The 26053-nt window shown below is 71.3% G+C and carries 22 protein-coding genes; 13 read left to right on the plus strand and 9 right to left on the minus strand.

Annotated features, from left to right (window positions below; all coding sequences use genetic code 11):
- The first annotated feature begins 131 nt into the window (after positions 1-131).
- The gene (locus ACVHNB_RS05370) at positions 132-503 is read left to right on the plus strand and encodes a WhiB family transcriptional regulator (protein WP_428952558.1); all 372 of its coding nucleotides are present in this window, start codon (positions 132-134) and stop codon (positions 501-503) included.
- Between the two features lie 104 nt (positions 504-607).
- Here the strand turns inward: ACVHNB_RS05370 and glpX are convergent, their stop codons facing one another.
- The gene (gene glpX, locus ACVHNB_RS05375; protein WP_428952557.1) at positions 608-1645 is read right to left on the minus strand and encodes a class II fructose-bisphosphatase; all 1038 of its coding nucleotides are present in this window, start codon (positions 1643-1645) and stop codon (positions 608-610) included.
- A 194-nt stretch (positions 1646-1839) separates the two neighbouring features.
- Between glpX and ACVHNB_RS05380 the strand changes: the two genes are divergently transcribed.
- The gene (locus ACVHNB_RS05380) at positions 1840-2376 is read left to right on the plus strand and encodes a DUF4245 domain-containing protein (protein ID WP_456227523.1); all 537 of its coding nucleotides are present in this window, start codon (positions 1840-1842) and stop codon (positions 2374-2376) included.
- A gap of 352 nt (positions 2377-2728) precedes the next feature.
- Here ACVHNB_RS05380 and ACVHNB_RS05385 read toward each other — a convergent pair whose 3' ends face one another.
- The 3 genes from ACVHNB_RS05385 to xseA all read right to left on the minus strand — a co-directional run bounded on the left by ACVHNB_RS05385 (position 2729) and on the right by xseA (position 4995).
- Positions 2729-3319, minus strand: a complete 591-nt coding sequence (locus tag ACVHNB_RS05385) for a malonic semialdehyde reductase (protein WP_428952555.1) — start codon at positions 3317-3319, stop codon at positions 2729-2731.
- A gap of 132 nt (positions 3320-3451) precedes the next feature.
- Positions 3452-3703: an exodeoxyribonuclease VII small subunit gene (locus ACVHNB_RS05390; RefSeq protein ID WP_456227524.1), complete on the minus strand. Its 252-nt coding sequence runs from the start codon at positions 3701-3703 to the stop codon at positions 3452-3454.
- Positions 3704-3717: 14 nt separating this feature from the next.
- Positions 3718-4995, minus strand: a complete 1278-nt coding sequence (gene xseA / locus ACVHNB_RS05395) for an exodeoxyribonuclease VII large subunit (RefSeq protein ID WP_456227525.1) — start codon at positions 4993-4995, stop codon at positions 3718-3720.
- Positions 4996-5109: 114 nt separating this feature from the next.
- On the opposite strand from xseA, the gene ACVHNB_RS05400 reads away from it, so the two are divergent.
- Positions 5110-6618 carry a collagen-binding domain-containing protein gene (locus ACVHNB_RS05400; protein ID WP_456227526.1) on the plus strand — a complete coding sequence of 503 codons (1509 nt, stop codon included), beginning with the start codon at positions 5110-5112 and terminating at the stop codon, positions 6616-6618.
- A 36-nt stretch (positions 6619-6654) separates the two neighbouring features.
- Here ACVHNB_RS05400 and ACVHNB_RS05405 read toward each other — a convergent pair whose 3' ends face one another.
- The gene (locus ACVHNB_RS05405; protein ID WP_428952551.1) at positions 6655-8010 is read right to left on the minus strand and encodes an APC family permease; all 1356 of its coding nucleotides are present in this window, start codon (positions 8008-8010) and stop codon (positions 6655-6657) included.
- A gap of 74 nt (positions 8011-8084) precedes the next feature.
- Here ACVHNB_RS05405 and ACVHNB_RS05410 point away from each other — a divergent pair, with 74 nt between their 5' ends.
- On the plus strand, positions 8085-9092 hold the full coding sequence (locus tag ACVHNB_RS05410) for a 4-hydroxy-3-methylbut-2-enyl diphosphate reductase (RefSeq protein WP_428952550.1): 1008 nt from the start codon (positions 8085-8087) through the stop codon (positions 9090-9092).
- Positions 9093-9122: 30 nt separating this feature from the next.
- Positions 9123-9869 (plus strand): polyphosphate--glucose phosphotransferase, encoded by a 747-nt coding sequence (gene ppgK, locus ACVHNB_RS05415; protein WP_428952549.1) that lies wholly within the window; start codon positions 9123-9125, stop codon positions 9867-9869.
- Between the two features lie 21 nt (positions 9870-9890).
- On the opposite strand, the gene ACVHNB_RS05420 is transcribed toward ppgK, so the two are convergent.
- A complete protein-coding gene (locus ACVHNB_RS05420; RefSeq protein ID WP_428952548.1) occupies positions 9891-10496 on the minus strand; it encodes a DUF6542 domain-containing protein in 606 nt (201 codons plus the stop codon).
- Between the two features lie 166 nt (positions 10497-10662).
- Here ACVHNB_RS05420 and ychF point away from each other — a divergent pair, with 166 nt between their 5' ends.
- Both ychF and ACVHNB_RS05430 read left to right on the plus strand, forming a co-directional pair.
- On the plus strand, positions 10663-11751 hold the full coding sequence (ychF, locus tag ACVHNB_RS05425) for a redox-regulated ATPase YchF (RefSeq protein ID WP_428952547.1): 1089 nt from the start codon (positions 10663-10665) through the stop codon (positions 11749-11751).
- 198 nt (positions 11752-11949) lie between these two features.
- Positions 11950-13368 carry an ATP-binding protein gene (locus tag ACVHNB_RS05430; protein WP_428952543.1) on the plus strand — a complete coding sequence of 473 codons (1419 nt, stop codon included), beginning with the start codon at positions 11950-11952 and terminating at the stop codon, positions 13366-13368.
- A gap of 40 nt (positions 13369-13408) precedes the next feature.
- Here the strand turns inward: ACVHNB_RS05430 and ACVHNB_RS05435 are convergent, their stop codons facing one another.
- Positions 13409-14209, minus strand: a complete 801-nt coding sequence (locus ACVHNB_RS05435; RefSeq protein WP_456227527.1) for a hypothetical protein — start codon at positions 14207-14209, stop codon at positions 13409-13411.
- 157 nt (positions 14210-14366) lie between these two features.
- On the opposite strand from ACVHNB_RS05435, the gene ACVHNB_RS05440 reads away from it, so the two are divergent.
- The 4 genes from ACVHNB_RS05440 (at position 14367) to ACVHNB_RS05455 (ending at position 18659) form a co-directional block, all read left to right on the plus strand.
- Complete coding sequence (locus tag ACVHNB_RS05440; protein WP_456227528.1) at positions 14367-15350, plus strand: Lrp/AsnC family transcriptional regulator; 984 nt, start codon at positions 14367-14369, stop codon at positions 15348-15350.
- 154 nt (positions 15351-15504) lie between these two features.
- Positions 15505-16938 carry an amidase gene (locus tag ACVHNB_RS05445; RefSeq protein WP_456227529.1) on the plus strand — a complete coding sequence of 478 codons (1434 nt, stop codon included), beginning with the start codon at positions 15505-15507 and terminating at the stop codon, positions 16936-16938.
- A 72-nt stretch (positions 16939-17010) separates the two neighbouring features.
- Positions 17011-17226: a hypothetical protein gene (locus ACVHNB_RS05450; protein WP_456227530.1), complete on the plus strand. Its 216-nt coding sequence runs from the start codon at positions 17011-17013 to the stop codon at positions 17224-17226.
- A complete protein-coding gene (locus ACVHNB_RS05455; protein ID WP_456227531.1) occupies positions 17223-18659 on the plus strand; it encodes a sodium:solute symporter family protein in 1437 nt (478 codons plus the stop codon). Before ACVHNB_RS05450 ends, ACVHNB_RS05455 begins: the two co-directional genes overlap by 4 nt.
- A gap of 26 nt (positions 18660-18685) precedes the next feature.
- On the opposite strand, the gene ACVHNB_RS05460 is transcribed toward ACVHNB_RS05455, so the two are convergent.
- The gene (locus ACVHNB_RS05460) at positions 18686-21391 is read right to left on the minus strand and encodes a glycosyl hydrolase family 65 protein (protein ID WP_456227532.1); all 2706 of its coding nucleotides are present in this window, start codon (positions 21389-21391) and stop codon (positions 18686-18688) included.
- A 316-nt stretch (positions 21392-21707) separates the two neighbouring features.
- Positions 21708-22841: a threonine synthase gene (locus ACVHNB_RS05465; RefSeq protein WP_456227533.1), complete on the minus strand. Its 1134-nt coding sequence runs from the start codon at positions 22839-22841 to the stop codon at positions 21708-21710.
- Positions 22842-23351: 510 nt separating this feature from the next.
- Between ACVHNB_RS05465 and ACVHNB_RS05470 the strand changes: the two genes are divergently transcribed.
- Entirely contained in the window at positions 23352-24104 is a 753-nt protein-coding gene (locus tag ACVHNB_RS05470; RefSeq protein ID WP_428952535.1) for a GntR family transcriptional regulator, read from the plus strand.
- A 219-nt stretch (positions 24105-24323) separates the two neighbouring features.
- Positions 24324-26033, plus strand: a complete 1710-nt coding sequence (locus ACVHNB_RS05475) for a purine-cytosine permease family protein (RefSeq protein ID WP_428952534.1) — start codon at positions 24324-24326, stop codon at positions 26031-26033.
- Positions 26034-26053: the final 20 nt, after the last annotated feature.

Raw genomic sequence — 26053 nt, forward strand, 5'->3', positions numbered from 1 at the left:
CGAACTCCCGTATGCGCTCGGGAACTTCCGTGCTTCGGAACTCAGTGCATAGGCGTCGACACAGCGGGTAGAGCTTGCTGCATCGTCTCTCGCTCGCGAAAGCCGTCGTAAGCCGTCGTCAGGAGTAGACCGTGCTGCATCCGCCGCATCAGTCCCTGCAGGTCGCTGCCGTACCGCCCCAGCGGGTGCCAGTGAGTGACAGGGATCAGGACGCACCGTGGCACACGGAGGCCGTGTGCAGGCGCGACGAGGCGGGACTCTTCTTCGCCCCATCCAAGGAACCCACCGCCGCGCGCCTGTCGCGCGAGGACGCGGCCAAGCGGGTCTGCGCCCGCTGTCCCGTCCTGGTCGAGTGCCGCGAGCACGCCCTGCTCCAGCCGGAGCCGTACGGAGTGTGGGGCGGCCTCACCGCGGCCGAGCGCCGTGTCGTCCTGGCGCGCAGGCGCCGCCGCGAGGTCGAGCTGAAGAAGGCGGCTCCGACGACGGTGGCGGCCGCCGGATAGACCGAGCGTGAACGTGGTCGGGGGCGCCCCCTTGCACAAGGGGGCGCCCCCGACCACGTGTCCGCCGAAGCGGCTCCGGACGGCTCCGGACGGCTCCGGTCCGGCTACTTGGCCCGGTCGAAGTCGATCGCGCTGTACGCCCTCAGCTTGCTCAGCCGGTGCTCGGAGTCGATCTGCCGGATCGTGCCGGACTTGGACCGCATCACGAGGGACGACGTCGTCGCCGTCTCGGAGCGGTAGCGCACGCCGCGCAGCAGTTCGCCGTCGGTGATGCCGGTGGCGACGAAGAAGACGTTCTCGCCGGAGACCAGGTCGTCCGTGGACAGCACCCGGTCCAGGTCGTGCCCGGCGTCCACGGCCCGCTGACGCTCCTCGTCGTCCTTGGGCCACAGCTTGCCCTGGATGACGCCGCCCAGGCACTTGATCGCGCAGGCGGAGATGATGCCCTCGGGGGTGCCGCCGATGCCGAGCAGCAGGTCGACACCGGAGTCCTCGCGCACCGCGAGGATCGAGCCCGCGACGTCGCCGTCGGAGATCAGCTTGATCCGGGCGCCGGTCTCGCGGACCTCCTTGATGATGCCCTCGTGGCGCGGCCGGTCGAGGATGACGACGGTGACGTCCTCGGGGGAGGCCTTCTTCGCCTTGGCGACCCGGCGGATGTTCACCGACACCGGCGCGTTGATGTCCACGTAGTCGGCCGCCTCGGGGCCGGCCACCAGCTTGTCCATGTAGAAGACGGCGGACGGGTCGAACATCGTGCCGCGGTCGGCGGCGGCGAGCACGGCGATCGCGTTCGGCATGCCCTTCGCGCACAGCGTCGTGCCGTCGATCGGGTCGACGGCGATGTCGCACTCGGCGCTCGTCCCGTCCCCGACCCGCTCGCCGTTGAACAGCATCGGCGCCTCGTCCTTCTCGCCCTCGCCGATGACGACGACACCGTTCATCGAGACGGTGGAGACGAGGGTCCGCATGGCGCGCACGGCCGCGCCGTCCGCGCCGTTCTTGTCCCCGCGGCCGACCCAGCGGCCTGCGGCCATCGCCGCCGCTTCCGTGACGCGGACGAGTTCCAGGGCGAGGTTGCGGTCCGGGGCCTCGGAGGGGACCACGAGTTCGGACGGCAGCTGGTGATGTTGCTCGGTCATCGAGGCGCACCTTTCTGTTCCGGCTTTTCACCGGGATACGACGACGGCCGGATGAGGGTTGATGGCGACGACTCTATCGCCAGTCCGACAATCTGAGCAGACCGCCCCACGGATGAGCGGACCCGGCGATGTCGGGCCGCACATATCGGGACCTCCCGGCGGAGATCATCCGGCGACCTGCGACGATGGGGCGCGTGGCAGGAAGAAATGGCAAGAAGACGGTCGGCAGCCTGGTCCTCTCGCTCGGCGTCTGCGTCGTCGCGGCGGGTGTCGCGTACGTGTTCATCCCGCACGACGACTCCAAGGAACCGCAGGTCAAGCGGGTGGACTACCGGATCGAGCTGCTGACGGCCCGGCGCGCGGCCTCGTACCCGGTGGCCGCTCCCACCGGTCTCCCGACGGCCTGGAAGCCGACGTCCGTGCGCTACCAGGGCGACCCGAACGAGGCCTGGCACCTCGGCTTCCTCGACCCCGACGGCCAGTACGTCGCCGTCGAGCAGTCGACCGACAAGCCGGTCCGGTTCATCGACGACGCGAGCCAGGGCGCCGAGGAGACCAGCCGCACACAGACCATCGGCGGCGAGAGCTGGCAGCGGTACAAGGGCGAGAAGTACGACGCCCTGGTGCTGAAGCAGAAGGGCTCCACGACCATGGTGACCGGCACCGCCGGCTTCGGTCAGCTGACGAAGATGGCCGAGGCGCTGGAGATGAAGAAGGAAAAGGCTTCCTAGTACGCGCGCGCCGGTGCGTGCGCATGCGTGAAAGGGCCCCGGCTTCGAGTGAAGCCGGGGCCCTTTCAGGTATGCGTGGGGGAACCAGGCGTCCTCGCCGGGCTTGCCGATGTTGACGACCATGAGCGGGGTGTGGTCGGCGTCCAGGAACTCCTTCTGGAGGCTGGCGAAGTCGACACCGGTCATCGGGCCCGCGGCGAGCCCGGCGGCGCGCACGCCGATGATGCTGTGTTCTCCCGGGGGGTGACACCCGGACCCCCAGCCGGACAAACGGGTCGCGCCGGTGCGGGGGTGTGCGAGAGGGCCCCGGCTTCACTCGAAGCCGGGGCCCTCTCGCAGGTGCGGGTGTGGCTCAGACGGTCGTGATGACCTGGTCCAGCTCGAGGCGCGGGGAGCGGGGGAACCAGGCGTCCTCGCCGGGCTTGCCGATGTTGATGACCATGAGCGGGGTGTGGTCGGCGTCCAGGAACTCCTTCTGGAGGCCGGCGAAGTCGACACCGGTCATCGGGCCCGCGGCGAGCCCGGCGGCGCGCACGCCGATGATGAAGTAGGCGGCCTGCAGCGCCGCGTTCAGCAGGGCGGCCTGCTCGCGGACCGGGCGCTCCGAGAAGAAGGCGTCCTTGGCCTGCGGGAAGTGCGGGAGCAGCTGCGGGAGCTCCTCGTGGAACTCGTTGTCCGCGGAGAGGATCGCGACCAGCGGGGCGGTGGCGGTCTTCGGGCGGTTGCCCTCGGCCATGTGCTGCACGAGGCGCTCGCGGGCCTCGGGGGAGCGGACCAGGGTGATGCGCAGCGGCGACTGGTTGAAGGCGGTCGGGCCGAACTTGACCAGGTCGTAGATCGCCTGAACCTGCTCGTCGGTCACCGGCTCGTCGGTGAAGGTGTTCGCGGTGCGGGCCTCGCGGAAGAGCAGGTCCTGGGCGGCGGGGTCAAGAACGAGAGACATCGATCAACCTTCTCGGTACGACGTGACGGCTGCGGCGATCCGATCCGTCCGGATCAGCCGGTGCGTCCGACACTACGCCGATGAGGTTCAACTTTCAACCAAACCCCTCGTGACCCTGTTCACAAGCGTCCCTCACTCCTCCTCGGCGTCGTCCCCGGCGGCCTCGCCGTCGCCGTCGTCCGTCTCGGCCAGCGCCGCGTCGAGCCGGGCCCGCGCCCCGTCCAGCCAGCGACGGCACACCTTCGCCAGCTCCTCGCCGCGCTCCCACAGGGCGAGGGACTCCTCCAAGGACGTGCCGCCGGCCTCCAGCCGCCGTACGACATCGATCAGTTCGTCCCGCGCCTGCTCGTAGCCGAGCGTCTCGTCGGCCGTCTTCGTGGTCATGCTGCTGTCCGTCCTCACGCTTCGGTTTCTGTGGCCAGTGCTTCCGTGGCCGGTCCATCTGTGTCCGGTGCCTCTGCGGCCGGTGCCTCTGTGACGCGTACGGTGAACTCGCCCTCCGCGACCCTGGCCCGCAACTCCTCGTCCGGCGCCGCCTCGGCCGGGGCGCGCACCACATGACCGTCCGCCTTCTGCAGCACCGCATAGCCGCGCTTGAGCGTCGCCGCGGGGGAGAGGGCGACCACGCGCGCGTGCGTGTGCGTCAGCTCGGACTCGGCGCGGTCCAACAGATGGCCGAGCGTGCGCCGGGCCCGCTCGGTCAGCGCCGCGACCTGCTCCTCGCGCTCGTCGACCATGCGGTGCGGGTCCTCTATCGAGGGCCGGGACAGCGCCGCGGCCAGGCCCCGCTCCTCGCGCTCGACGAACGCCTCCACGCTGCGCCGCGCCCGGTCGCGCAGCCAGCGCACCCGCTCGTACTCCTCCCCGACGTCCGGCACCACCTTCTTCGCCGCGTCGGTGGGCGTCGAGGCGCGCAGATCGGCGACGTAGTCGAGCAGCGGGTTGTCCGGCTCGTGCCCGATGGCGGAGACGACGGGCGTACGACAGGACGCCACCGCCCGCACCAACTGCTCGTCCGAGAACGGCAGCAGGTCCTCCACGCTGCCGCCGCCCCGCGCCACGATGATCACGTCGACGTCGGCCCGCGCGTCCAGGTCCTTGACCGCCTGGACGACCTGCGGCACCGCGTGCACACCCTGCACCGGCACATTGCGCACCTCGAAGCGGACGGCCGGCCAGCGGTGCCGCGCGTTCTCCAGCACATCGCGCTCGGCCGCCGAGGCGCGGCCGCAGACCAGCCCGATCAGCTGCGGCAGGAACGGCAGCGGCTTCTTGCGGTCGGCCGCGAACAGCCCCTCCGCCGCCAGCGACTTCTTCAGCTGCTCCAGACGCGCCAGCAGCTCACCGACCCCGACCGGGCGGATCTCGGCGGCGCGCAGGGAGAGCTGCCCGCGCGGCGCGTACCACTCCGGCTTCGCGTGCACGACGACCCGGGAGCCCTCGCGCACCACGTCCGCCACCGCGTCGAACACCTGCCGGTAGCAGGTGACCGACACCGAGATGTCGTACGACGGGTCGCGCAGCGTCAGGAACACCACGCCCGCCCCGGGTCTGCGGGACAGCTGGGTGATCTGCCCCTCGACCCACACGGCGCCGAGCCGGTCGATCCATCCGCCGATGAGCCGGGAGACCTCGCCCACGGGCAGCGGGGTCTCGGGGGACGTGTTGGCAGCCATGCCGCGAGGGTAGCCGCCGGGACCGACAGCGATGTGGGGCACACGGGTTGTCCTGACCGGGCCCCGGCGTGACCTCCCGGGCTCGCGCGCGCACCGTCCTTAGCGTCGGCCGGTATGACAAGAGTGATCAAAGCAGCGGTCCCGGCCGCGGCGGTGGCGACCTGTGCCGTGTGCGCGGGCGGGCTGCTGCTGGCCGCGGGCCCGGTGAGCTCCGCGCCGGCCGCCGCCCTGCGCGACACCGTGACCATCGGCAACCCCGTCGCCGGGAACAACGGCTTCGGGGTCGTCACCGAAGACGACGCCTACCTCGGCAGCACCGAGTCGGAAGGGCCCGTCGCCGTCGGCGGCGACCTGCGCTTCGGCGCCGGCTACAACGTCTCCCTGAACACCGCCGGCTCCTTCACCGCCCCCGGCGACACACGGCCCACCGCGCTGCTCGTCGGCGGCCGCGTCCGCTACGACCAGAGCGACCCGTCCGGCGTCCTCAAGGTCCTGCAGAACGGCTACGTCAAGATCGGCGACATGACCGGCGGGCACGCGCTGGACACCGACAGCAACGGCGCCTCCGTCAACACGCACGTCAACGCCGCCGGCGCCCCGTACGACGCCACGCCTCGGATCGAGCTGAGCACGCGCCAGGCCGCCGCGAGCGTCGGCCCCGCGAACCTGATGGACTTCCCCGGCCTGTTCACCACGTACCGGGACCGCGCGCAGCAGATGGCGACCTGTGCGAACAACGTCGTGCTGCGCGACGGCAACGGCGATCCGCTGCCCGACCAGACGACCGTCGCGCCGAACTCCCAGATCAAGATCTCCCTCGACAGCGGCCGCACCAACGTGCTGCACGTCACCGGCGCGATGCTCAACAACATCTCGACCCTGACACTGCTGAACCAGCCGACGGCCGACGCGCCCCTGGTGATCGTGGTGGACACCAGCGCGGAGGGCGGGGACTTCACCTGGCACACGCCGACGATGGCCGGGGTCGGCAGCTCCCAGACCCACATCCTGTGGGACTTCCCGGACGCCACGAAGATCACCAACCCGGACGGCGACGAGATCGAGGGCACGGTCTACGCGCCGAGCGCCGAGTTCATCGACCTCGACTCCTCGAACATCGAGGGCGACGTCATCGTGAAATCGCTGGTCCAGGGCTCGACCGCGGCCGTAGGGGGCAGCGCGGTGAACGCGGGGGAGATCCACTACCGCCCGTTCGACGGGAAGGTGCAGTGCGAGGACGAGCCGACGCCGACCCCAAGTCCTACGCCGACGAAGTCGCCCGACGGCGGTACGGCCACCCCCAGTCCCACGCCGACCCCGACGCCCACCGCGACACCGACGGGGAACACGTCGCCGACCCCCTCGCCCACCCCCACCCCGACCGGGAGCACCTCGACGCCCACCCCGACGCCCACCCCGACCGGGGGCACGAACACGCCCACGTCGCCCGCCCCGACCCACTCGACGCCCACGAGCCCCTCGCCGACCGGCCCCGCGCTCGCGCACACCGGCTCGGACCGGCGGACCTCCGCCGTCCTCGGCGGCATCGCGGTCGCCCTGGTCGTCACGGGTGCCGGAGCGATCGCCCTGGGCCGACTGCGCAGGAACGGACGCCACCGCTGACCCCCTGACCAGCCCCAGGGGCGGGCGGCGGCCGGACTACGCCGGGTCCGCCGCCCGCCCCCGCTGCGCCACCAGCACCACGAGCCCCACGACCAGCCAGATCGCACCGACCACCTGGGCCGCGCCGGACGCCTCCACGATCACCGCGACGGTGATCGCCGCGCCGAGCACCGGGACCAGGACGTGCCGCCACCAGCTCACCGGACCGCCCCGGCGCCGTACCGCGAAATAGCCGACCACACTGGCGTGCAGCAGCGTGAAGGCGGTCAGCGCGCCGATGTCGACGACCGAGACCAGGTGGTCCATGCCGTCGTCGCGCCGCGCCGCCCACACCGCCGCCACCAGCGTGATCACCGCCGCGATCAGCAGCGCCACCCGCGGCACCCCGGAGTCCGTCCGGGACAGCGCCTTCGGCAGCCGCCGGTCACGGGCCATCGCGAACAGCAGCCGGCCCGCCGCGGCCTGCCCGGCCAGCGCCGCGAACGCCGCGCCGATCGCCTTGCTCACCGCCACCAGGTCGTGCAGCCACCCGCCGACCGACGCGTCCACGGCGTCGTAGAACGCGGACCCCTGCTTGCCCGGATCCGCCGCCAGCTGCGCCGAGGTCGTCGGCTCAAGGAGCGCCACCAGGTACGTCTGCAGCACGAACAGCACACCCGTGAACGCCAGACAGAACAGCACCGCCCGCGCCACCTTCGCCGAGCCGCCCGTCACCTCCTCGGCGAACGTGGCGATCGCGTCGAAGCCCAGATACGAAAGGACCGCCACCGATACCGCGCCGATCACCGCCGACAGGGCGAACGCGCCCTGTGTACCGTCCCCGGTCAGCGGCGACAGCCAGTCCCGCTCCGCGCCGTCCCGGGCCAGCACCACGATCGCGGACACCACGAACACCAGCAGCACCACGATCTCCAGCGCCAGCACCGCGAAGCCGACCCGGGCCGCTGCCCGTACGCCCCACAGGTTCAGCAGCGTCGTGATGACCACCGCCAGCGCCGTCCACACCCACCGCGACACCGACGGCACCAGCGCGTTCATGGCGATGCCCGAGAAGAGATACGCCACGGCCGGGATCAGCAGATAGTCCAGCATCGCCATCCAGCCCGCGATGAACCCCGGCCCCTTGCCGAGGCCCACGCGCGCGTAGGCGTACACGGACCCCGCCCGCGGAGCGACCCGCACCATCTGGGCGTAGCTGAATGCGGTGAACGCCATCGCGACCGTCGCCACGATGTAGACCAGCGCGACCGCGCCGTGCGACTTCGCGTCGAGGGTGCCGAAGACACCGACGGGCGCCATCGGGGCGATGAACAACAACCCGTAGACGACGAGGTCCCGGAAACCGAGAGAGCGCCGCAGCGCCGCCTCTTCATGGGTCGTGTCGGCGGACATCCTGCCTCCGTGGGTCGCGAGGATCCCAGTCTCACCAGACGGGGGATCTTTGGCCTCCTGGGCGCGCCCTTACGATGGGAGGCATGACTGCTACGACTGGCTCCCGCCGCGTCCTGCTCGCCGCCCCCCGTGGCTACTGCGCCGGTGTGGACCGTGCCGTGATCGCCGTCGAGAAAGCCCTGGAGCAGTACGGTTCCCCGATCTACGTCCGCCACGAGATCGTGCACAACAAGTACGTCGTGCAGACCCTCGAGCGGAAGGGCGCCATCTTCGTCGAGCAGACGGACGAGGTCCCCGAGGGCTCCATCGTGATGTTCTCCGCGCACGGCGTCGCCCCGACCGTCCACGAAGAGGCCGAGCGCGGCAAGCTCGCCACCATCGACGCGACCTGCCCCTTGGTCACCAAGGTCCACAAGGAAGCGATCCGCTACGCCAACGACGACTTCGACATCCTCCTGATCGGCCACGAGGGCCACGAGGAGGTCATCGGCACCTCCGGCGAGGCCCCCGACCACATCACGCTGGTCGACGGCCCCGAGGACGTCGCCAAGGTCGAGGTCCGCGACCCGGACAAGGTCGTCTGGCTCTCCCAGACCACCCTCTCCGTCGACGAGACGATGGAGACGGTCGACGCCCTCAAGACCAAGTTCCCCGGTCTCGTCTCGCCGCCCAGCGACGACATCTGCTACGCCACGCAGAACCGCCAGCTCGCCGTGAAGCAGATGGGCGCCGAGTCCGACCTCGTCATCGTCGTCGGCTCGCGCAACTCGTCGAACTCGGTGCGCCTCGTCGAGGTCGCCAAGCTGGCCGGCGCGAAGGACGCCCACCTCGTCGACTTCGCGAGCGAGATCGACGAGGCCTGGCTGGACGGCGTGACCACCGTCGGCGTCACCTCGGGCGCCTCCGTCCCCGACGTCCTCGTCGAGGAGGTCCTGGAGTACCTCTCCCAGCGCGGCTACGCGGACGTGGAGATCGTCAAGGCGGCCGAGGAGTCCATCACCTTCTCGCTGCCGAAGGAACTCCGCCGCGACCTGCGCGCCGAGGCGGCCGCTCTGGTGGACGGTTCCCCGGCCGAGAAGTGACCGGAGCCACGGCGTCGTACCGTGGTGCCCATGGAGATCTTCGGTGTGGACATCGGCGGATCCGGGATCAAGGGCGCCCCGGTCGACCTGGAGCGCGGTGATCTCGCCCAGGAGCGGTTCAAGGTACTGACCCCGCAACCGGCCACGCCCGACGCCGTGGCCGACGGGGTCAAGCAGGTCGTCGACCACTTCGAGGGCGGCTGCGACCGGGTCGGCATCACCTTCCCCGGCGTCGTCACCGGCGGCTCCACGATCCGTACCGCCGCCAACGTCGACAAGAGCTGGGTCGACGTCGACGCCCGGGCCCTGCTCAGCGAGAAGCTCGGCGGCCTGCCCGTCACGATCCTGAACGACGCGGACGCGGCGGGCGTCGCCGAGATGAGCTTCGGCGCGGGACGCGGCCGCAAGGGCACCGTGCTGCTGCTCACCTTCGGCACCGGCATCGGCAGCGCCCTGTTCAGCGAGGGCGTCCTCGTCCCCAACACCGAGCTCGGCCACCTGGAGCTCGACGGCCACGACGCCGAGCACCGCGCCTCCACCAAGGCCAAGGAGGACCACGACCTGAGCTGGGAGCACTGGGCCAAGCGCGTCACGAAGTACCTGGCCCACGTCGAGATGCTGTTCTCGCCGGAGCTGTTCATCATCGGCGGCGGCGTCAGCCGCAAGGCCCACAAGTTCCTGCCCCTGATCGAGGGCATCAAGGCGGAGATCGTCCCGGCGCAGCTGCAGAACAACGCCGGGATCGTGGGCGCGGCGATGACGGCGTCGCGCACCTGAGGCAGGCCCTGGCCGCTCTCGCTACGCGGTACGCCGCCGAGGGGCCGGGGCCTTCGACGGCGGCGCGGACCGGTCGGCCCGCCGCTGCGCGGCCCGGCGGGCCATCAGCCGGACCTTGCGCACGGTCACGATGACACCGGCGACGAGCGTGCCGCCGTACAGCCAGCCCGCGTTCATGGCGAGCGTCGTGAAGACACCCATCAGCTGCGCACCGAGCCCGCCCGCGCCGTCGGCGATCGGCACCGCTCCGACGGCGAACGCGATCGGCACCGTCACCGGCGCCGTCACCAGGTCCGCCTTCCGCACCCACACCGCCGTCAGTCCGCTGACCAGCAGGAACAGCACGCCGTACACGGCCGGCGCCCCGCCGAACAGCAGCATGTCCAGCAAGCCGAGCACCAGCATCACGGCCGCGCAGAACAGGCCGCTGCCCAGCCCCGTCAGCCGCGGGTTCGGGAAACGGCGCAGGGCGAGCACGATCGGCGGCACCCGGCGGCCCTGGCGGGCGGCCCGGTAGACGGTGGCGGACTCGGCGGTCGTGGCGGCGCGCTCGCCCTGCGCCTGCGGCGGCAGCGGGGCCGTGCGGCGGGGGCGGGATTGCGGGGGACGCGTCCTGGGTTGCTCCACACGCCCAACATAGGTGGGCTTATGTGCGGAATAGGCCACGGGACACGCCCTTTGGCCGAGCTTGACTGTCGCTGGTCGCGTGTTCGATACATCGCCGGGGCGGGTGCGGTGAGGCCGTAGACTGGTGGACTGCCCACACCTCTCCTCTTGTACGGGAAGTCGCAACGTGTCGCTCACGATCGGAATCGTCGGTCTGCCGAATGTCGGCAAGTCGACCCTGTTCAACGCCCTGACCAAGAACGACGTGCTCGCGGCCAACTACCCGTTCGCCACCATCGAGCCGAACGTCGGCGTGGTCGGCGTCCCCGACACCCGCCTCACCAAGCTCGCCGAGATCTTCTCCTCCCAGAAGGTCCTCCCGGCGACGGTCGACTTCGTCGACATCGCGGGCATCGTGCGCGGCGCCAGCGAGGGCGAGGGCCTGGGCAACAAGTTCCTGGCGAACATCCGGGAGTCCGACGCGATCTGCCAGGTCATCCGCGCCTTCAAGGACGAGAACGTCGTGCACGTCGACGGCAAGGTCTCGCCCAAGGACGACATCGAGACGATCAACACCGAGCTGATCCTCGCGGACCTCCAGACGATCGAGAAGGTCCTGCCGCGCCTCCAGAAGGAGTCGCGCATCAAGAAGGACATCGCGCCGAAGGTGAAGGCCGTCGAGGAGGCCAAGGAGATCCTGGAGCGGGGCGACACGCTCTTCTCGCAGGGCATCGTCCAGGGCTCCGGCAACGAGGAGCTCCTGCACGACCTGCACCTCCTCACCACCAAGCCCTTCCTCTACGTCTTCAACGTCGACGAGGACGAGCTCACCGACGACACCTTCAAGGCCGAGCAGAGCGCCCTGGTCGCCCCGGCCGAGGCGATCTTCCTCAACGCCAAGCTGGAGGCGGACCTCGCCGAGCTCGACGAGGAGGACGCGATGGAGCTCCTGGAGTCCGTCGGCGCCGAGGAGCCCGGCCTCGCCACGCTCGCCCGCGTCGGCTTCAACACCCTCGGCCTCCAGACCTACCTGACGGCCGGCCCCAAGGAATCCCGCGCCTGGACGATCAAGAAGGGCGCCACGGCCCCCGAGGCGGCCGGCGTCATCCACACGGACTTCCAGAAGGGCTTCATCAAGGCCGAGGTCATCTCCTTCGACGACCTGGTCGAGACGGGCTCGGTCGCGGACGCCCGCTCGGCGGGCAAGGCCCGTATGGAGGGCAAGGACTATGTGATGCAGGACGGGGACGTGGTGGAGTTCCGCTTCAACGTGTAGCCGCAGACGCACCGCTACGTCGCTGATCCGGCAACACCCAGCTCATCGGGGGCCCGACTCTTCGCCGTCGGGCCTCCGCTCTTTCCCGGGTCGTCATTGCTCCTCGGCCAGGTCTTCGGCGACGCCACGTTTCGGCATGAATGCTAACGTCAATGTTACTAACATTGTTGTTAGTCTCATGCGTGGAGGTCGGCAGACGTGGTGGACTTCGTTGGCCGGCGCCAAGAGCTGGCGACGCTGGAGCGAGAGCTCCAGAAGGTGGCGGCCGGGGTCGGCGGGGAGCGGCCCGGTCGGTGCGTGATGTTGCGTGGGCGGCGCCGGGTGGGAAAGTCGCGACTGGTCGAGCGGTTCGCGGAACGCTCGGGGGCCCCCTTCTTGTTCTACGCCGCTACCGGGGCGTCCCCGGCGGATGATCTGGCACGGCTGGCCCGGGACGCCCAGGCGTCGACGCTGCCGCTGGCGCGGCTGGTGGCCGCCGCGCGGCCGGAGAGCTGGGACGCCGCGTTCGATGTGCTGGCCGCGGCGCTGCCCGCCGACCGGGCGAGCGTGCTGGTCATCGACGAAGTGCCGTATCTGATGGACAGCGGCGGCGCCTTCGAGGGGATGCTGCAACGGGCCTGGGACCGGGTCCTGGAGACCAAGCCGGTGCTGCTGGTCCTCATCGGCTCCGATCTTTCGATGATGGAGGCGCTGAACGGTTACGGGCGCCCCTTCCACCAGCGCGGCCGGGAGATGGTGCTGGGGCCGCTGAACCCCGCCGAGGTGGGGAGGATGCTCGGGCTGGATCCGGCAGAAGCGTTCGACGCCGCGCTCGTCACCGGTGGGCTGCCGCTGATCTGCGCGGAGTGGCCACGGGGCGCGGGGCTGTGGGACTTCCTCGGTGAGGCGCTGAGTGACCCGGTCTCCGCCCTGCTGGTGTCGGCCGAGCGCTCGCTGGCGGCCGAGTTCCCGCCGCAGGCGCAGGCACGCACGGTGCTGGCGGCCATCGGCAGTGGCGAGCGGACCTTCACCAACATCGCCCGTGCGGCCGGCGGCATCGGGGCCACGCCGCTGCAGCGCGCGCTGGAGCTGCTCACGGACAAGCGGATCGTCGCCGCGGAGCTGCCCGTGTCACCGCGTCCGTCGAAGGACCGCCGCTACCGCGTGGCAGATCCCTACCTGCGGTTCTGGCTGCACCTGCTCGGCCCGTCCATGGAGGAGATCGAGCGAGGGCGGGGCGATCTGACCCTGGCGCGCATCCGGGAGAACTGGACCAGTTGGCGCGGCCGGGCAGTCGAACCCCTTGTCCGTGAGGCCCTGGCGCGGATGCTCCCCGACGACCGGTTGCCCGCGGCCCCCGCGGTGGGCGGCTACTGGACCCGCACCAACGACGTCGAGATCGACATCGTCGGCGCGGACCGTGCCCCCGTCGCCAAGGAGCTGTTCTTCGTCGGCTCCATCAAGTGGCTGGAGCGGTCCCCCTTCGACCGGCACGACCTGGCGGCTCTCCACCGACACCGGGCCGCCCTCACCGACGGACCCGTTCCGGTCGTGGCGGTCGCGCGCAGCGGCGTCGACGCTCCGGGCCTCGATGCCGCCTACGGCCCCGGCGATCTGCTCGCCGCCTGGCCGCTGTGAGGGGGCGGGACGGTCTGTCCCGCCCCCTCACCCGGGCGGATCAGCCCAGCTTCGCCGCCTGTGCGTCGATCACGGCCGTCGGCTGCTCGAACGCCTCACCGCGGGTGACCGCCGCGATGTTGAAGGAGGAGAACCCGGCGAGCGTGTTGCCCTGCCGGAAGACGACGACCTTGGTGTCGGCGGGAGTGCCGTCCTGCTTCGTCCCCACCGTCCAGGCGACCGCGTCCTGCCCGGCGGCGACCTTCTCCTCGCTGACCTTCGTGACCTGCTGCTTCTCCCCGTCGACCGTCATGGTGAAGCCGCCGGCGCACTTCTTGCCGGCCTCCCGCAGCGCGGTGAGGGCCCGCTCGGCGCCGTCGGCGTCGTAGGACCACAGGGAGGTGAGGGTCTTGGTGATGTCGAGCGAGTCGATCGTCGCGTCCTCGGCCTCCTTCTCCGTCATCTTCCCGAGCTCCGCCGTCGAGGGCATGCCCTTCTTGGCCTTCTCGGACTTGTGGACGACGAGCCGCTGGACGGTCGCGGCGGGCTCGCCCGCGGGGAGGGCCGACAGCGCCTGGGCGACGGGCTTGCACTGCGACTTGTCGACGGACAGCGCGTCGGCCTCGAAGACGTCGTCCTTGCCGGGCTTCGTGATCTCGTGGTCCTTGACGTCGCCCTGGGCGACCGCGAGCTTCTCCAGCTCGCCGGCGGTGAGGGTCTTCGCCGCCGTCTTCTCCGCCGCGGCGCCGCCCGCCTTCTTGTCCCCCTCGTCCGAGTCGCTGCCACCGCAGGCGGTGACGAGAAGGACGAGGGAGACCGCGGAAGCGGTCAGGGCGGTACGGCGAAGGGTGGTGGCTCGCATGGTGCTTCTCCAACTGATCAACGCCCCGCGCTCGGATGCGGCGCGGGGTTCACGTGAGCAGGACAAACATGGCCCGGCCAGGGTTGTGCTCTCTCCCGCAATTGATCGAACTCGAACGGCCCGCCGCGGGCGCCGCCCGCCTGACTAGGGTCGACCCGTGACCACAGCCCTGAACCCCGCCGCCCCCCTCGACCCCCTCGACCAGCGGATCGTCGCCGCCCTGCAGATCGACGGCCGGGCCTCCTGGCGGCGGATCGCCACCGCGCTGGAGGAGCCGGAGCGCAAGATCGCCCGCCGGGGACTGCGGCTGCTGGAGAGCGGGGCCGTCGTGGTGCGCGGGCTCGTCGTGCGGGGCGAGACCGTGATCCTGCGGATGAACTGCCGGCCCGGCGCGGTGCGGGACACGGCCGTCGCCACGGCCCGCCGCGAGGACGCCATCTTCTCGTACGTACTCGCGGGCGCCGCCGACTGTGTCGCCGAGCTCCAGTGCGCGCAGGGTGGGCTGGCGCGGCTGATGCTGGACGAGGTGCCCGCGCTGCCGGGGCTCGTCGAACAGCAGGTCTCGCCGGTGCTCCGCTACTTCCGCACCGTGCACGAGTGGTCGCCCGGGATCCTCGGCGCCGACGAGATCGAGGCGCTCGGCGGACGGTCACCGGTGACCGACGGGGTCGGGGCGCCGGACGCCGAGGCGGCCGGCCCTGAGGAGCGGGCGATCCTGCGGGCGCTCGCCGAGGACGGCCGCCGCACGCACGACGAACTCGCCGCGGCCGCCGGGGTGTCGGTGGCCACGGCCCGCCGCCGCGTGGAGTCCCTGACGCAGCAGGGACTCGTCAGCATCCGGGCCGCCGTGGAACCCGCGCTGCTCGGGCTGCCCGTCGAGGCGCTGCTGTGGATCAGGACCCGGCCCGACGAGGTCGAGGCGGTGGGGCGACTGCTCGTCGAGTCGCCGCTCGTGCGCTACGCGGCCGTGGTGATGGGCGAGCACCAGCTCCTGGTCGACGTGACCCAGCCGTCGAAGTCCGCGCTGCACGCGTTCCTCACCGAGTCGCCGTGGGTGCGGCGGGTGGAGGCCGTGCAGTCGCATCTGGTGGTGGAGGCGTGGAAGCGCAGCGGGGTGCCGACGCGAGGGCCGGTGCACTGAGTCTCACGACCACCCGCTACCGCGAAGTCGTCCAGAAGTTTCATGTAAATGAATTCAGCGTCTTAAAAGTTCATGGTGTACGAGTCATTGACTGAAACGGTCATCGGCCCGCAGTGTGGTGGCGCACACCGTCGCCTCCCGCCCGAGGACCGCCATGCCCGCACGCCCCACCGGTTCCGATGACCTCTGTGCCCTCGACGCCGTCGAGCTCGCCACCCGGATCCGCCGCCGCGACCTGTCGGCACGCGAGGTCGTCACCGCCCACCTCGACCGCATCGAGCGGATCAACCCGGCCGTCAACGCCATCGTGACCCTGGATGCGCAGGGCGCGCTCGAAGCGGCTGACCGTGCCGATGAACTCGCCGCTTCCGGTGCCGAGTTGGGGCCGCTCCACGGACTGCCCATCGCCTTCAAGGACACCCACCTCACCCGCGGGATGCGCACCACGCACGGCTCCCCGCTCTTCGCCGACCACGTGCCCGACGAGGACGAACTCCTCGTCCAGCGCATCCAGTCGGCGGGCGCCATCCGCATCGGCAAGACCAACGTCCCCGAGTTCGCCGCCGGTTCGCACACCTTCAACCCCGTCTTCGGCGCGACCCGCAACCCGTACGACCTCACCCGGTCCGCCGGCGGCAGCAGCGGCGGCGCCGCGGCCGCGCTCGCCGCCCGCCTCCAACCCCTCGCCGACGGCTCCGACATGGGCGGCTCGCTGCGCAACCCGGCCTCGTTCTGCAACGTCGTCGGACTGCGCACTACCCCGGGCCGAGTGCCCTGCCTGCCCTCCGGCGACCTGTGGGAGACCCTCGCCGTCGCCGGGCCCATGGGCCGCACCGTCGCCGACACCGCCCTGCTCCTGTCGGTCATGGCGGGCCCCGACCCGCGCAGCCCGCTGTCCCTGGAGACCCCCGGATCCGTCTTCCGCGCTCCGCTGGACCGCGACCTGACGGGACTGCGCGTCGCCTACGCCCCCGACCTCGGCGGACGCGTCCCGGTGGACCCCGACGTGCGTGCCGTCGTCGACCGGCAGGCGGCCGTCCTCGAAGACCTGGGCTGCACGGTCGCCGAGGACTGCCCCGATCTGGACGGCGCCGACGACGTGTTCCTGACGCTGCGCGCCCACACCTTCCAGCACGCCTTCGGCCGCTACCTCGCGGCCTCCCGCGACGCCCTCAAGCCCAGCCTCGTACGGAACATCGAGCAGGGGCAGAAGCTCAGCGGCGCCGACCTCTCCCGCGCCCGCGCCGAGCACACCCGCCTCCACCTCGCCGCCGTCGCCTTCTTCGAGCGCTACGACGTACTCATCGCCCCGGTCAGCCAAGTCGCGCCCTTCGACGTCGAGTCGGAGTACCCGACGCTCGTCGACGGACAGCAGCAGCACACCTACCTGGACTGGATGCGCTCCGCGTACCTCCTCTCCGTCCTGGGCGCACCCGCACTCTCCGTCCCCGCCGGCTTCACCGCGGCCGGACTCCCCGTGGGCCTGCAGATCGTGGGCCCGCCGCGCGCCGAGCGCACCGTCCTCGAAGTCGGCGCCGCCCACGAGGCGGCCACCGGCCACGGACGGCGCGCCCCCGACCTGCCCTAGACCGCACGTATCCGCGACCTCACCGCCTCGGCCTGCACTCCGGGCGCTCAACTCCCCTCAGCTGGAGCCCTGATGAGATCACCGCACGCGCTCTGGGCCGCCGTGCCCGTCCTGGCCTTCCTCAGCACACCGTTCCTGCCGTTCGTCGACGGGGCGCACCTGTGGCTCGGCATCCCGTCCGTCCTGTGCTGGTGCCTGATCTGGACCGCGGGCACGACGGCCGCGCTCGTCCTGGCCGACCGCCTCACCGGCCCTCGCGATGACGAAGAGGACGGGGTGACCGCGTGAACAGCACCATGGTCATCACGGTCCTCGGCATCGTCGCCATCGCCGTGGTCGGGGTCAGCGGACGCCGGCCCCCGAGCGGCGAACTGGGGGAGTGGACCGTCGGCCAGCGCCGCTTCTCCACCTTCACCACCTGGTTCCTGCAAGCGGGCGAGGCGTTCACCACGTTCAGCTTCCTCGGCCTCGCGGGCATCGCGTTCGGCGGCGGCGTCGCCGCGTCCTTCGCCCTGTGCTACCTCTCCATCAGCCTCGTCCTCCAGTACTTCACCTCACCCCGGATGCGCCAACTCGGCCTGCAGGGCGGCTATCTGACCCAGGCGGACTTCTTCGTCGACCGCTACCGCAGCCCCCTGCTCGGGAAGGTCGTCGCCGTCGTCGGCGCGGTGTTCCTGCTGCCCTACCTCCAGCTCCAGATCACCGGCCTCGGTCTCATCGTGCAGCTCGCCACCGGCAGCCGTGCCGGCGGCAACTGGAGCATGGTCCTCGCCACCGTGCTCACCGTCGGCTTCGTCCTGTGGTCCGGCATCCGCGGCATCGCCCGCGTCGCCTACCTCAAGGACGCGCTGATGATCGCCGGGCTCGTGGTGCTCGTCGTGGCCGTCGCGGTCTCGGTCGACGGCGGCATCGGCGGCCTCTTCACGACGATCCGGGACACTCATCCCCAGCTCCTGACCCTCCATCAGGGCGACTACGACGGAACGTTCTTCGTCACCGCGGTCATCATCTCCAGCATCGGCGGCGGCCTCGGCACCATGGCCCACCTGTGGCCGCCCGTCCTCGCCGCCCGCAGCGGACGTGCCCTGCGCTCCAACGCGATCTGGCTCCCGCTCTACCAACTCGCCCTCGGCATCCCGATCATCGTCGGCTTCGCGGGCGTCCTCCTCGTCCCGAAGGACGCGGCACCGAACTCCGTCGCCCTCACCCTCGCCGGACAGACCCTGCCCGGCTGGCTCGTCGGACTGGTCGCCGTCGCGGCCGCCTCCGCCGCGATGGTGCCGTCCGCGGCGATCGTCGTGGGCATCTCCAGTCTGCTCTCGCGCAACCTGTTCAGCGTCCGCGACCCCCGCACGCAACTGCGCACCAACCACGTGTGCGTCATCGCCGCGGCCACCCTCGCCCTCGTCCTCGGCCTGGCCCGCCCCGGCCTCCTCTCCGACCTGCTCCTGCTCACCTACGGCGGCCTCACCCAGCTCGCCCCGGCGATCGTGATGGGCCTGGCGCGGACGGTACGACTGCACTGGGTGCCCGCCCTGCTGGGCATCGTGACCGGCGTCGCCGTACTGACCTGGCTGACGTTCGGCGGCGTGGACGTCGGCACGGTGGACACGGGCCTGATCGCCCTCGCGGTCAACCTGGCCGTCACGGCAGGGGCGCAGCTCGCGGTGCGGCGCCCCCGGCCGGAACCGGCCGCCGCCGCCCTGGACCCGGTGGGCTGAGAGCCCGGGCGGCGCGGCGCGGAGTGCTATCGCACGGTCAACTCACCGACGGGCCGCGCCTTTTCACCGGTCTGCGTCACCCGCACGTACCGCGCCGTCCCGCCCGCGGCGAACGGCACCCAGCGCCGGCCGTCCCCCGACATCCGGACCCGGTACGACCGCGTACCCGTCACCGTCACCCGGGACAGGGTCCGCCCCGCCCCCAGGTCCACCGTCAGCGAGGCGCCGGGGCGCGCGGGCAGCCAGGTCGTCGCCGGGTTGCCGTCGACCGCCGCGCCCGCGTACTGGCCGGGGTCCTCGGACGTCGCCGACGCCGGGCGGCAGCGCGCCAGATCCGCCGTGGGGACGAGGTCGGGGCGCCGGGTCGGCAGGGTGAGACCGGTGGCGGTCACCCGCTTGCGGCCGGCCGGCGTGTCCACCGTGAACGGCTCGCCCGACGTGAGCCGCACCGTCGTCCGCTCCGCCCCGATCGCCACGTCGTACGACCGTCCCCGCCACCGGAGCCCCGTGACCTTCACCCCCGTCGAGAGCTGCGGCGGCAGCATCGGATCCAGGTGCACGGCGTCGTCGTCCCGCAGCCTGAGCCCCGTCAGGCCGTGCGTGAACACCTGCAGGAAACCGCCCTTGCCGGTGAGGAAGTCCTGCGCCGGTGAACCCGCGAGCGCGTCCCCCGCACCCGCCTTCGCGCCGCGCGACTCCGAGAACGTACCGAACGGCCCCCGGAAGAACGGCCGCGACGCCCGCTCCAGGAAGGTGTACGTCGAACATCCCGGCTCACCGATCGCCGCCGCCGCGACCGCGTGCACCGAGTCCGTCATCGCCGGGCCGTCGCGGTCGGTGTGCGCCGCGTAGTAGTCGAGCGTCGCCGCCGCCGCGCCCTTCGGCATCGGCCGCCAGTCCAGCGGATACAGCAGCAGCACGGCGTCGGCCTGCTTGATGTCGGAAGCGCCGCCGCCGATGTCGTACCCCGCGTACTGGAGGAACACCTTGCGCCGCGCGTCGTACGGAATCCGCAGCCGGCCGGCGATCCGCGTCCACTCCGGCGACGGCTCCGCACCGACGAGCCGCGCCGCCCGCGCCGCCGACCGCAGCGACATCGCGGCGACGGCGTTCGTGTAGACCCCGTCGTCGACACCGTTGCTGTACTCGTCCGGCCCCGCCACGTCCTTGATCGAGTACGAGTACCGGCCGGCCCCGTCGTCGTTCTTCGTCACCCGCGAAGTCCAGTACTCCGCAAGGCCCTTGAGCAGCGGCCAGCCCTTCGCGCGCAGCCACGCGCGGTCCCCGGTCGCCTGGTAGTACTGCCAGGCCGCCAGTGCGATGTCTCCCTGGAGATGGTTCTGGATGACACAGTGCGGCGGGTACCAGCTCTGGCACTCCTTCCAGAGCGATCCCGAACGCGCACTCGTCCAGGGGTACATGAGGCCGCCGACGGACGTCTTGCGCGCGTTGTCCGCCGCGGCGGCGCGGGTGCGGTGGCGGTACTCCAGTACAGGCCGGGCGAGTTGTGGCCGCGTGGCGAGCAGCGAAGGGAACATCCAGGTCTCGGCGTCCCAGAACACCATCCCCGCGTAGCCGTCGCTGCTCAGGCCGGTGGGCGGGATGCTGTCACGCGCGCCGGGCCGGACGGAGGCCAGCAGGCCGTACTGGGCCGCGCGCACCTGTCTCTGCAGCGCGGGGCGCCCGGGGACCTCGATGTCCGACGCCCACAACTTCTGCCAGGCGTCCGTGTGTTCACCCATGAGCGCGTCCCAGCCCGCGGCCGCCGCGCGCTGGGAGGCCGTGACCGCGTCGGCGCGGGGCGAGCGGGAGGTGCGGGCCGTGTCGACGCCGACGTACTTGACGACGTCGTAGCGGGTACCCCTGCTCACGCCGAAGTCCGCGCTCTGGCGTGAGCTCAGGCCGTCCGTGCGGGCCGCCGGGCGGGTGCGGCCCGGCGCGCGCAGCGTGGACGCCACCGCGCCCTCCGTCCCCGTCCCGTCCGTACGGAACCCGACCGCCGTCGTGCGCTTGCCCGCCGGGCCCGCGCCGGTCGCCGTGACGCGGCGGGCGCCGCGGCCGTCGATGCGATCGGTGACGCCGACCCTGCCGCTCCAGCGCGGCGTCAGGCGCAGCCGGACCGCGCCCACGTGCGGGCGCGCCCGGTCCGCGAGCACCTCGAACGTCAGATCCGTACGGCGGCCGTCCTGGTGCACCCACGTGAGGGACGTCCGCACGATGCCGCAGCGCAGATCGAGACTCTGCCGGTAGCCCGTGGTGCGGCTGCCGGGCCCGTACGTCTCGCCGTTCGCCGTCACGTCGAGGCCCGTCCAGGTGGGGAGGGCGGCGAGGGCCTGGCGGTGGGCGGTGTTGGCGGGGCCGCGGGCGTAGAGGCCGGACACGAAGGCGCCGTCGTACGGGTGCGTGTACAACGGCCAACCGGTCTTGGCGTCGGGGCCGCCCGGGGCGGCGTATCCCGTGCCGGTGGGCGGGACGCGGAGGCCGAGGTATCCGTTGCCGGCGTAGGCGTGGAACGGGTCGTCGGGTGGGGGCGGGGTGCGGGCGGAGAGGGTCCAGGCGGGGGTGTCGCAGGGTGGGGTCCGGCTTGTGTCCGGCGCGGCCCGGGCGGTGGTGGCGGGGAGGAGGGAGGTGGTGAGGGCGGTGGCGAGGGCGAGGGCGCTGAGGAGGCGGCTTGTGGCGGTGGCGGTGGTCACGGGTCGAGGGTGCGGGGTGGGGGCGGGACGGTGTGGCATGCGCGCCGGGGGTGTAGGCGGGGCGGGCGAATTCTGGTGCCGGGTGGGGTTACGCATGGAAGGGAGGGTGGCCGATTGGGGCCGCCGTGGCGGCTTTCCCTCGTCTCCGACAGGTGCCGGGTCGGGTGCGGGGCCGCCCTGGGCATGTCCGTGCTCGCCATCTTGATGGCCCCGCCGACTGCTTCGGCCGCCCTCACCGCGTGCACTGTGCTGCGCGCGCACATACCCAGACCGGCCCCTCCCGTCTCGTACGCGAGTGATCGCCGGTGGATCCGACCCGCGCCCCTGATCGAGCTCCTCCGGCGATCGAAGCGCGTCAGGTGGACGGAGCGGGGGCTGCCAGGCCCGTTTTGAGGCCCGCGCCGCAGAGGGGGACCACGGCGGTACGGCCGTTCAGGATGGCCGAGAGGGAGCCTCCGTCGCGGGTCGCGGCCCAGCAGGCGACGCCGGTCGACTCGACGTACAGGCCGCGCGAGGCGAGGTCGAGCTGTGCGTGCCTGATCTGATCCTCCGTCACCGTATGGAAGGCGCCGCCGGATTCGCGTACTGCCCGAAGGATCTGGCGGGCGCGGGGCGGGCGGGGGATCGCGATGCCCTCCGCGAAGGTGGGGGCCATGGGGGTCACGCCCACCAGGTCGTCCGCTCCCGCCTGCCAGGCCTCGGCCAACGGTGCGACCGCCGCGGCCTGTACGGCGTGCAGCGCGGGCCGCCGGTCGATCAGGCCCGCGGTGTGCAGCTCGGCGATGGCGAGGGCGGCGCCGAGGAGAAGGGTGCCGTTGCCGACGGGTACGACGAGCGCGTCGGGAAGGCGGCCACCGAGGTCCTCCCAGAGCTCATGGACGTAGGTCTTCGTGCCGTGCAGGAAGTAGGGGTTGTGGACGTGGCTCGCGTAGAAGACGCCGCCGTCGTCGGCCGCCGTACGGGCCGCCTGCGCCGTGGCCTCGCGATCCCCTGGCACCACTTCGAGCCGGGCGCCGTGCGCCCCGATCTGCTCCAGCTTCTTGGGGGACGTGCCCGAGGGAACGTAGACGGTGCACGGCAGTTGGGCGCGGGCGCAGTACGCGGCGACGGCCGTCCCGGCGTTGCCGCTGCTATCGGCGATGACGCGTTCGGGCCGTAGCCGGGCGGCCAGGGCGGCGAGCATGACGGCCCCGCGGTCCTTGAAGGACAGCGTAGGCATGAGGAAGTCCAGCTTGGCCGAGACGTTGTCGGTGAGCCGGACGACCGGTGTGCGGCCCTCGCCGAGCGTGCAGTCGGGTGTGGGGAGGGGCAGGCACTCGGCGTAACGCCACAGCGAACTCACCCGCCCGGCGAGGGACTTGAGCGGTGCTGGAGTGGGCGCGTAGTCGAGGTCGAGCGGTCCTCGGCAGGCCGGACAGCACCAGTCGAGCGACCCGGCGGGCACACGGGTCCCGTCGAGGGGGCAATAGCAGTCGGGAAGGGCGGTCATGGGAGCACCCTAGGCAAATCGACGTAGGAGAAGGACGCGCACGAGGGGGAGTGTTCGGTGTCCGGGCGGTCGTCGGCAACGCCTCCCCGGCGATCACTCGCGTACGAGACGGGAGGGGCCGGTCTGGGGATGTGCGCGCGCAGCGCAGTGCACGCGGTGAGGGCGGCCGAAGCAGTCGGCGGGGCCATCAAGATGGCGAGCACGGACATGCCCAGGGCGGCCCCGCACCCACCCATACACCTGTCGGAGGCGACGGAAAGCCGCCACGACGGCCCCGGACGGCCACCCTCCCTTCCACGCGTAACCCCGTCCCACCCCAACCGCACGCACACTCGATCCAGGAGTCGATGTGTGAAACATGCACTACCTGGAGAAAGTCGCTGGGTAAAGCCCTCAGAGCCTGCTTGTCATCACTTCGAGTGATTCCTTGGCCTTTGCTTGCACGGCTCAACCCACGGTTGCCAGGCTGTTGCTGTCTGTCAATCTGATGGGATCTGAGGGGAACAACCAGTGACATTCGGTGAGCAGCCGGCGTACCTGCGCGTCGCGGGAGATCTGCGCAGGAAGATCGTCAATGGTTCGCTGCCGCCGCACACACGTCTTCCCTCACAGGCCAGGATCCGCGAGGAGTACGGGGTCTCGGACACGGTCGCCCTGGAGGCCCGCAAGGTTCTCATGGCCGAGGGGCTCGTCGAGGGGCGGTCCGGGTCCGGGACGTATGTGCGCGAGCGACCCGTGCCGCGCCGCGTGGCCCGCTCCGGTTACCGGTCGGGTGGTGGCTCCACGCCGTTCCGGCAGGAGCAGGCCGACCCGGCGGCGCGCGGGACGTGGGAATCGCGCAGCGAGCAGGGCGAGGCGGACAGCGGGGTCGCCGAGCGCCTCGGCATCCGCGCGGGCGACCGCGTGATGTGTACGAGGTACGTGTACCGGGACGCGGGCGAGGCGGTCATGCTGGCCACGTCGTGGGAGCCGCTGGCCGTCACCGGCCGCACCCCGGTGATGCTCCCCGAGGAGGGCCCGCTGGGCGGCTGCGGCGTCGTCGACCGCATGGCGGCGATCGACGTGATCGTGGACAACGTGACGGAGGAAGTGGCCGCCCGCCCCGGCCTGGCCGAGGAGTTGAGCGCGCTCGGCGGGGTGCCGGGGCATGTGGTGCTCGTGATCCACCGGACGTTCTTCGCCTCGGGCCGACCGGTGGAGACGGCCGACGTCGTGGTCCCGGCCGACCGGTACCGCATCGCATACCACCTGCCGGTGAAATGACCCGGGCGAGGCCCGCAGAGGCCCGGAAGATCCCGGGAAGTGACCGATACCCGGGGCGGCCCGTCCGGACCATGTGATCGCGAGTTAACCCGGGCCGAGCCGACGTAACCGGCGGGCAATCCCGCGCGGCACCGCATTGTCATGCACGCCTCCTACCTTCCTTCTGCGTACCGGCCGTACCGGTATACCGCTGACGGATGGACGAACGGGAAGCCGACGATGACCGAGACCGCCCTGCCCACCGCCGATCCGGCGGCCCCCGAACCGCCCGACGGGGGCACGCCCAAGCGCAGTTACGCCAAGCTGGCGGCCGACGAGTCCCGCGAGGACTTCTCGCTGCGCTACGCCCCGCACTCCTACCGGCGCTGGTCGCCGACGATGGTCGCGTCCACGGCGCTCGGCGGCATCGCCTACCTCGCGGACTTCGCGATCGGGGCGTCGATCGTGTTCACGTACGGATTCACCAGCGGTCTCGCCTCGATCCTGTGCGCGGCGACGATCATCTTCCTGACCGGCATCCCGATCGCCCGGGCCTGCGCCAAATACGGCCTGGACATGGACCTCATCACGCGCGGCGCCGGCTTCGGCTACTTCGGGTCGACGTTGACCTCGCTGATCTACGCCTCGTTCACGTTCATCTTCTTCGCGCTCGAAGGCTCGATCATGGCGCAGGCGATGCACGAGGTCGTCGGACTCCCGCTGCCCATCGGATATCTGATGACGACGCTCATCGTCATCCCGATCGTGTTCCGCGGGATGGGCGCGCTGGCCAAGGTGCAGGCGTGGACGCAGCCCATCTGGCTGATCGGGCTGGTGCTGCCGTTCGTGATCCTGCTGTTCCACTCGCCGGGCTCGTTCGGGGAGTTCACGCACTTCGGCGGCACCGAGGGGGCCGGCAGCGGCTTCTCCTGGCTCGGCTTCGGGCTGGGGACCGGCGTAGCGCTGTCCCTCATCGCGCAGATCGGCGAGCAGGCCGACTACCTCCGCTTCATGCCGGCCAAGACGGACGCGAACAGGAAGCGATGGAATCTGGCCGTTCTCGCCGCGGGTCCCGGCTGGGTGATCATCGGTGCCGCGAAGCAGATCGGCGGCGCGCTGCTCGCCTTCGTGGCGCTGGAGGCCGTCGGCAAGACGCACGCGCTGGAGCCCATCGCCCCGCAGGTCGAGGCGCTCAAGCCGTGGCTGGGCTCGGTGGCGCTGCCGATCGCCGCGCTGTTCGTCGTCGTGTCACAGATCAAGATCAACGTCACGAACGCCTACAGCGGCTCGCTGTCCTGGTCGAACTTCTTCTCCCGCGTGACCCACCGTCACCCGGGCCGGGTCTGGTACATCTTCCTCAACCTCGCCATCGCGCTGACGCTGATGGAGATGAACATGTTCGCCGCGCTCAACAAGCTGCTCGGCTTCTACTCGAACGTGGGCATCGCCTGGATCGCGGCCGTCGCCGCCGACCTCGTCATCAACAAGCGGGTGGGCTGGAGCCCCAAGTACATCGAGTTCAAGCGCGCGTACCTGTACGCCGTGAACCCCGCGGGCTTCGGCTCGATGGTGATCGCGTCGGTCGTCTCCATCATGGCGTTCTTCGGCCTCTTCGGTGAGTACGCGGAAGCCTTCTCGACCTTCATCGCGGCCGGCCTCGCGCTGATCCTGTGCCCGCTGATCGCCTGGGCGACGAAGGGCAAGTACTACCTGGCCCGCCCGAATCCGGTGAACGGTCCGGACGTGGATGTCGAGGACATCACCGCGACGCATCTGTGCAGCGTCTGCGAGACGGCGTACGAACTCCCGGACATCGCCGACTGCCCCGTGCAGTCCGGACCGATCTGTTCGCTGTGCTGCTCCCTGGATGCGGAGTGTGGCGACGCCTGCACGAAGCGGCCGTCGGGCGAGCCGGTTCTGATGCCGATACCGACGGTGCGCACGAGCTGAAACGGCACCACTGGGGGACA

Source organism: Streptomyces sp. YJ-C3, from assembly GCF_053891275.1.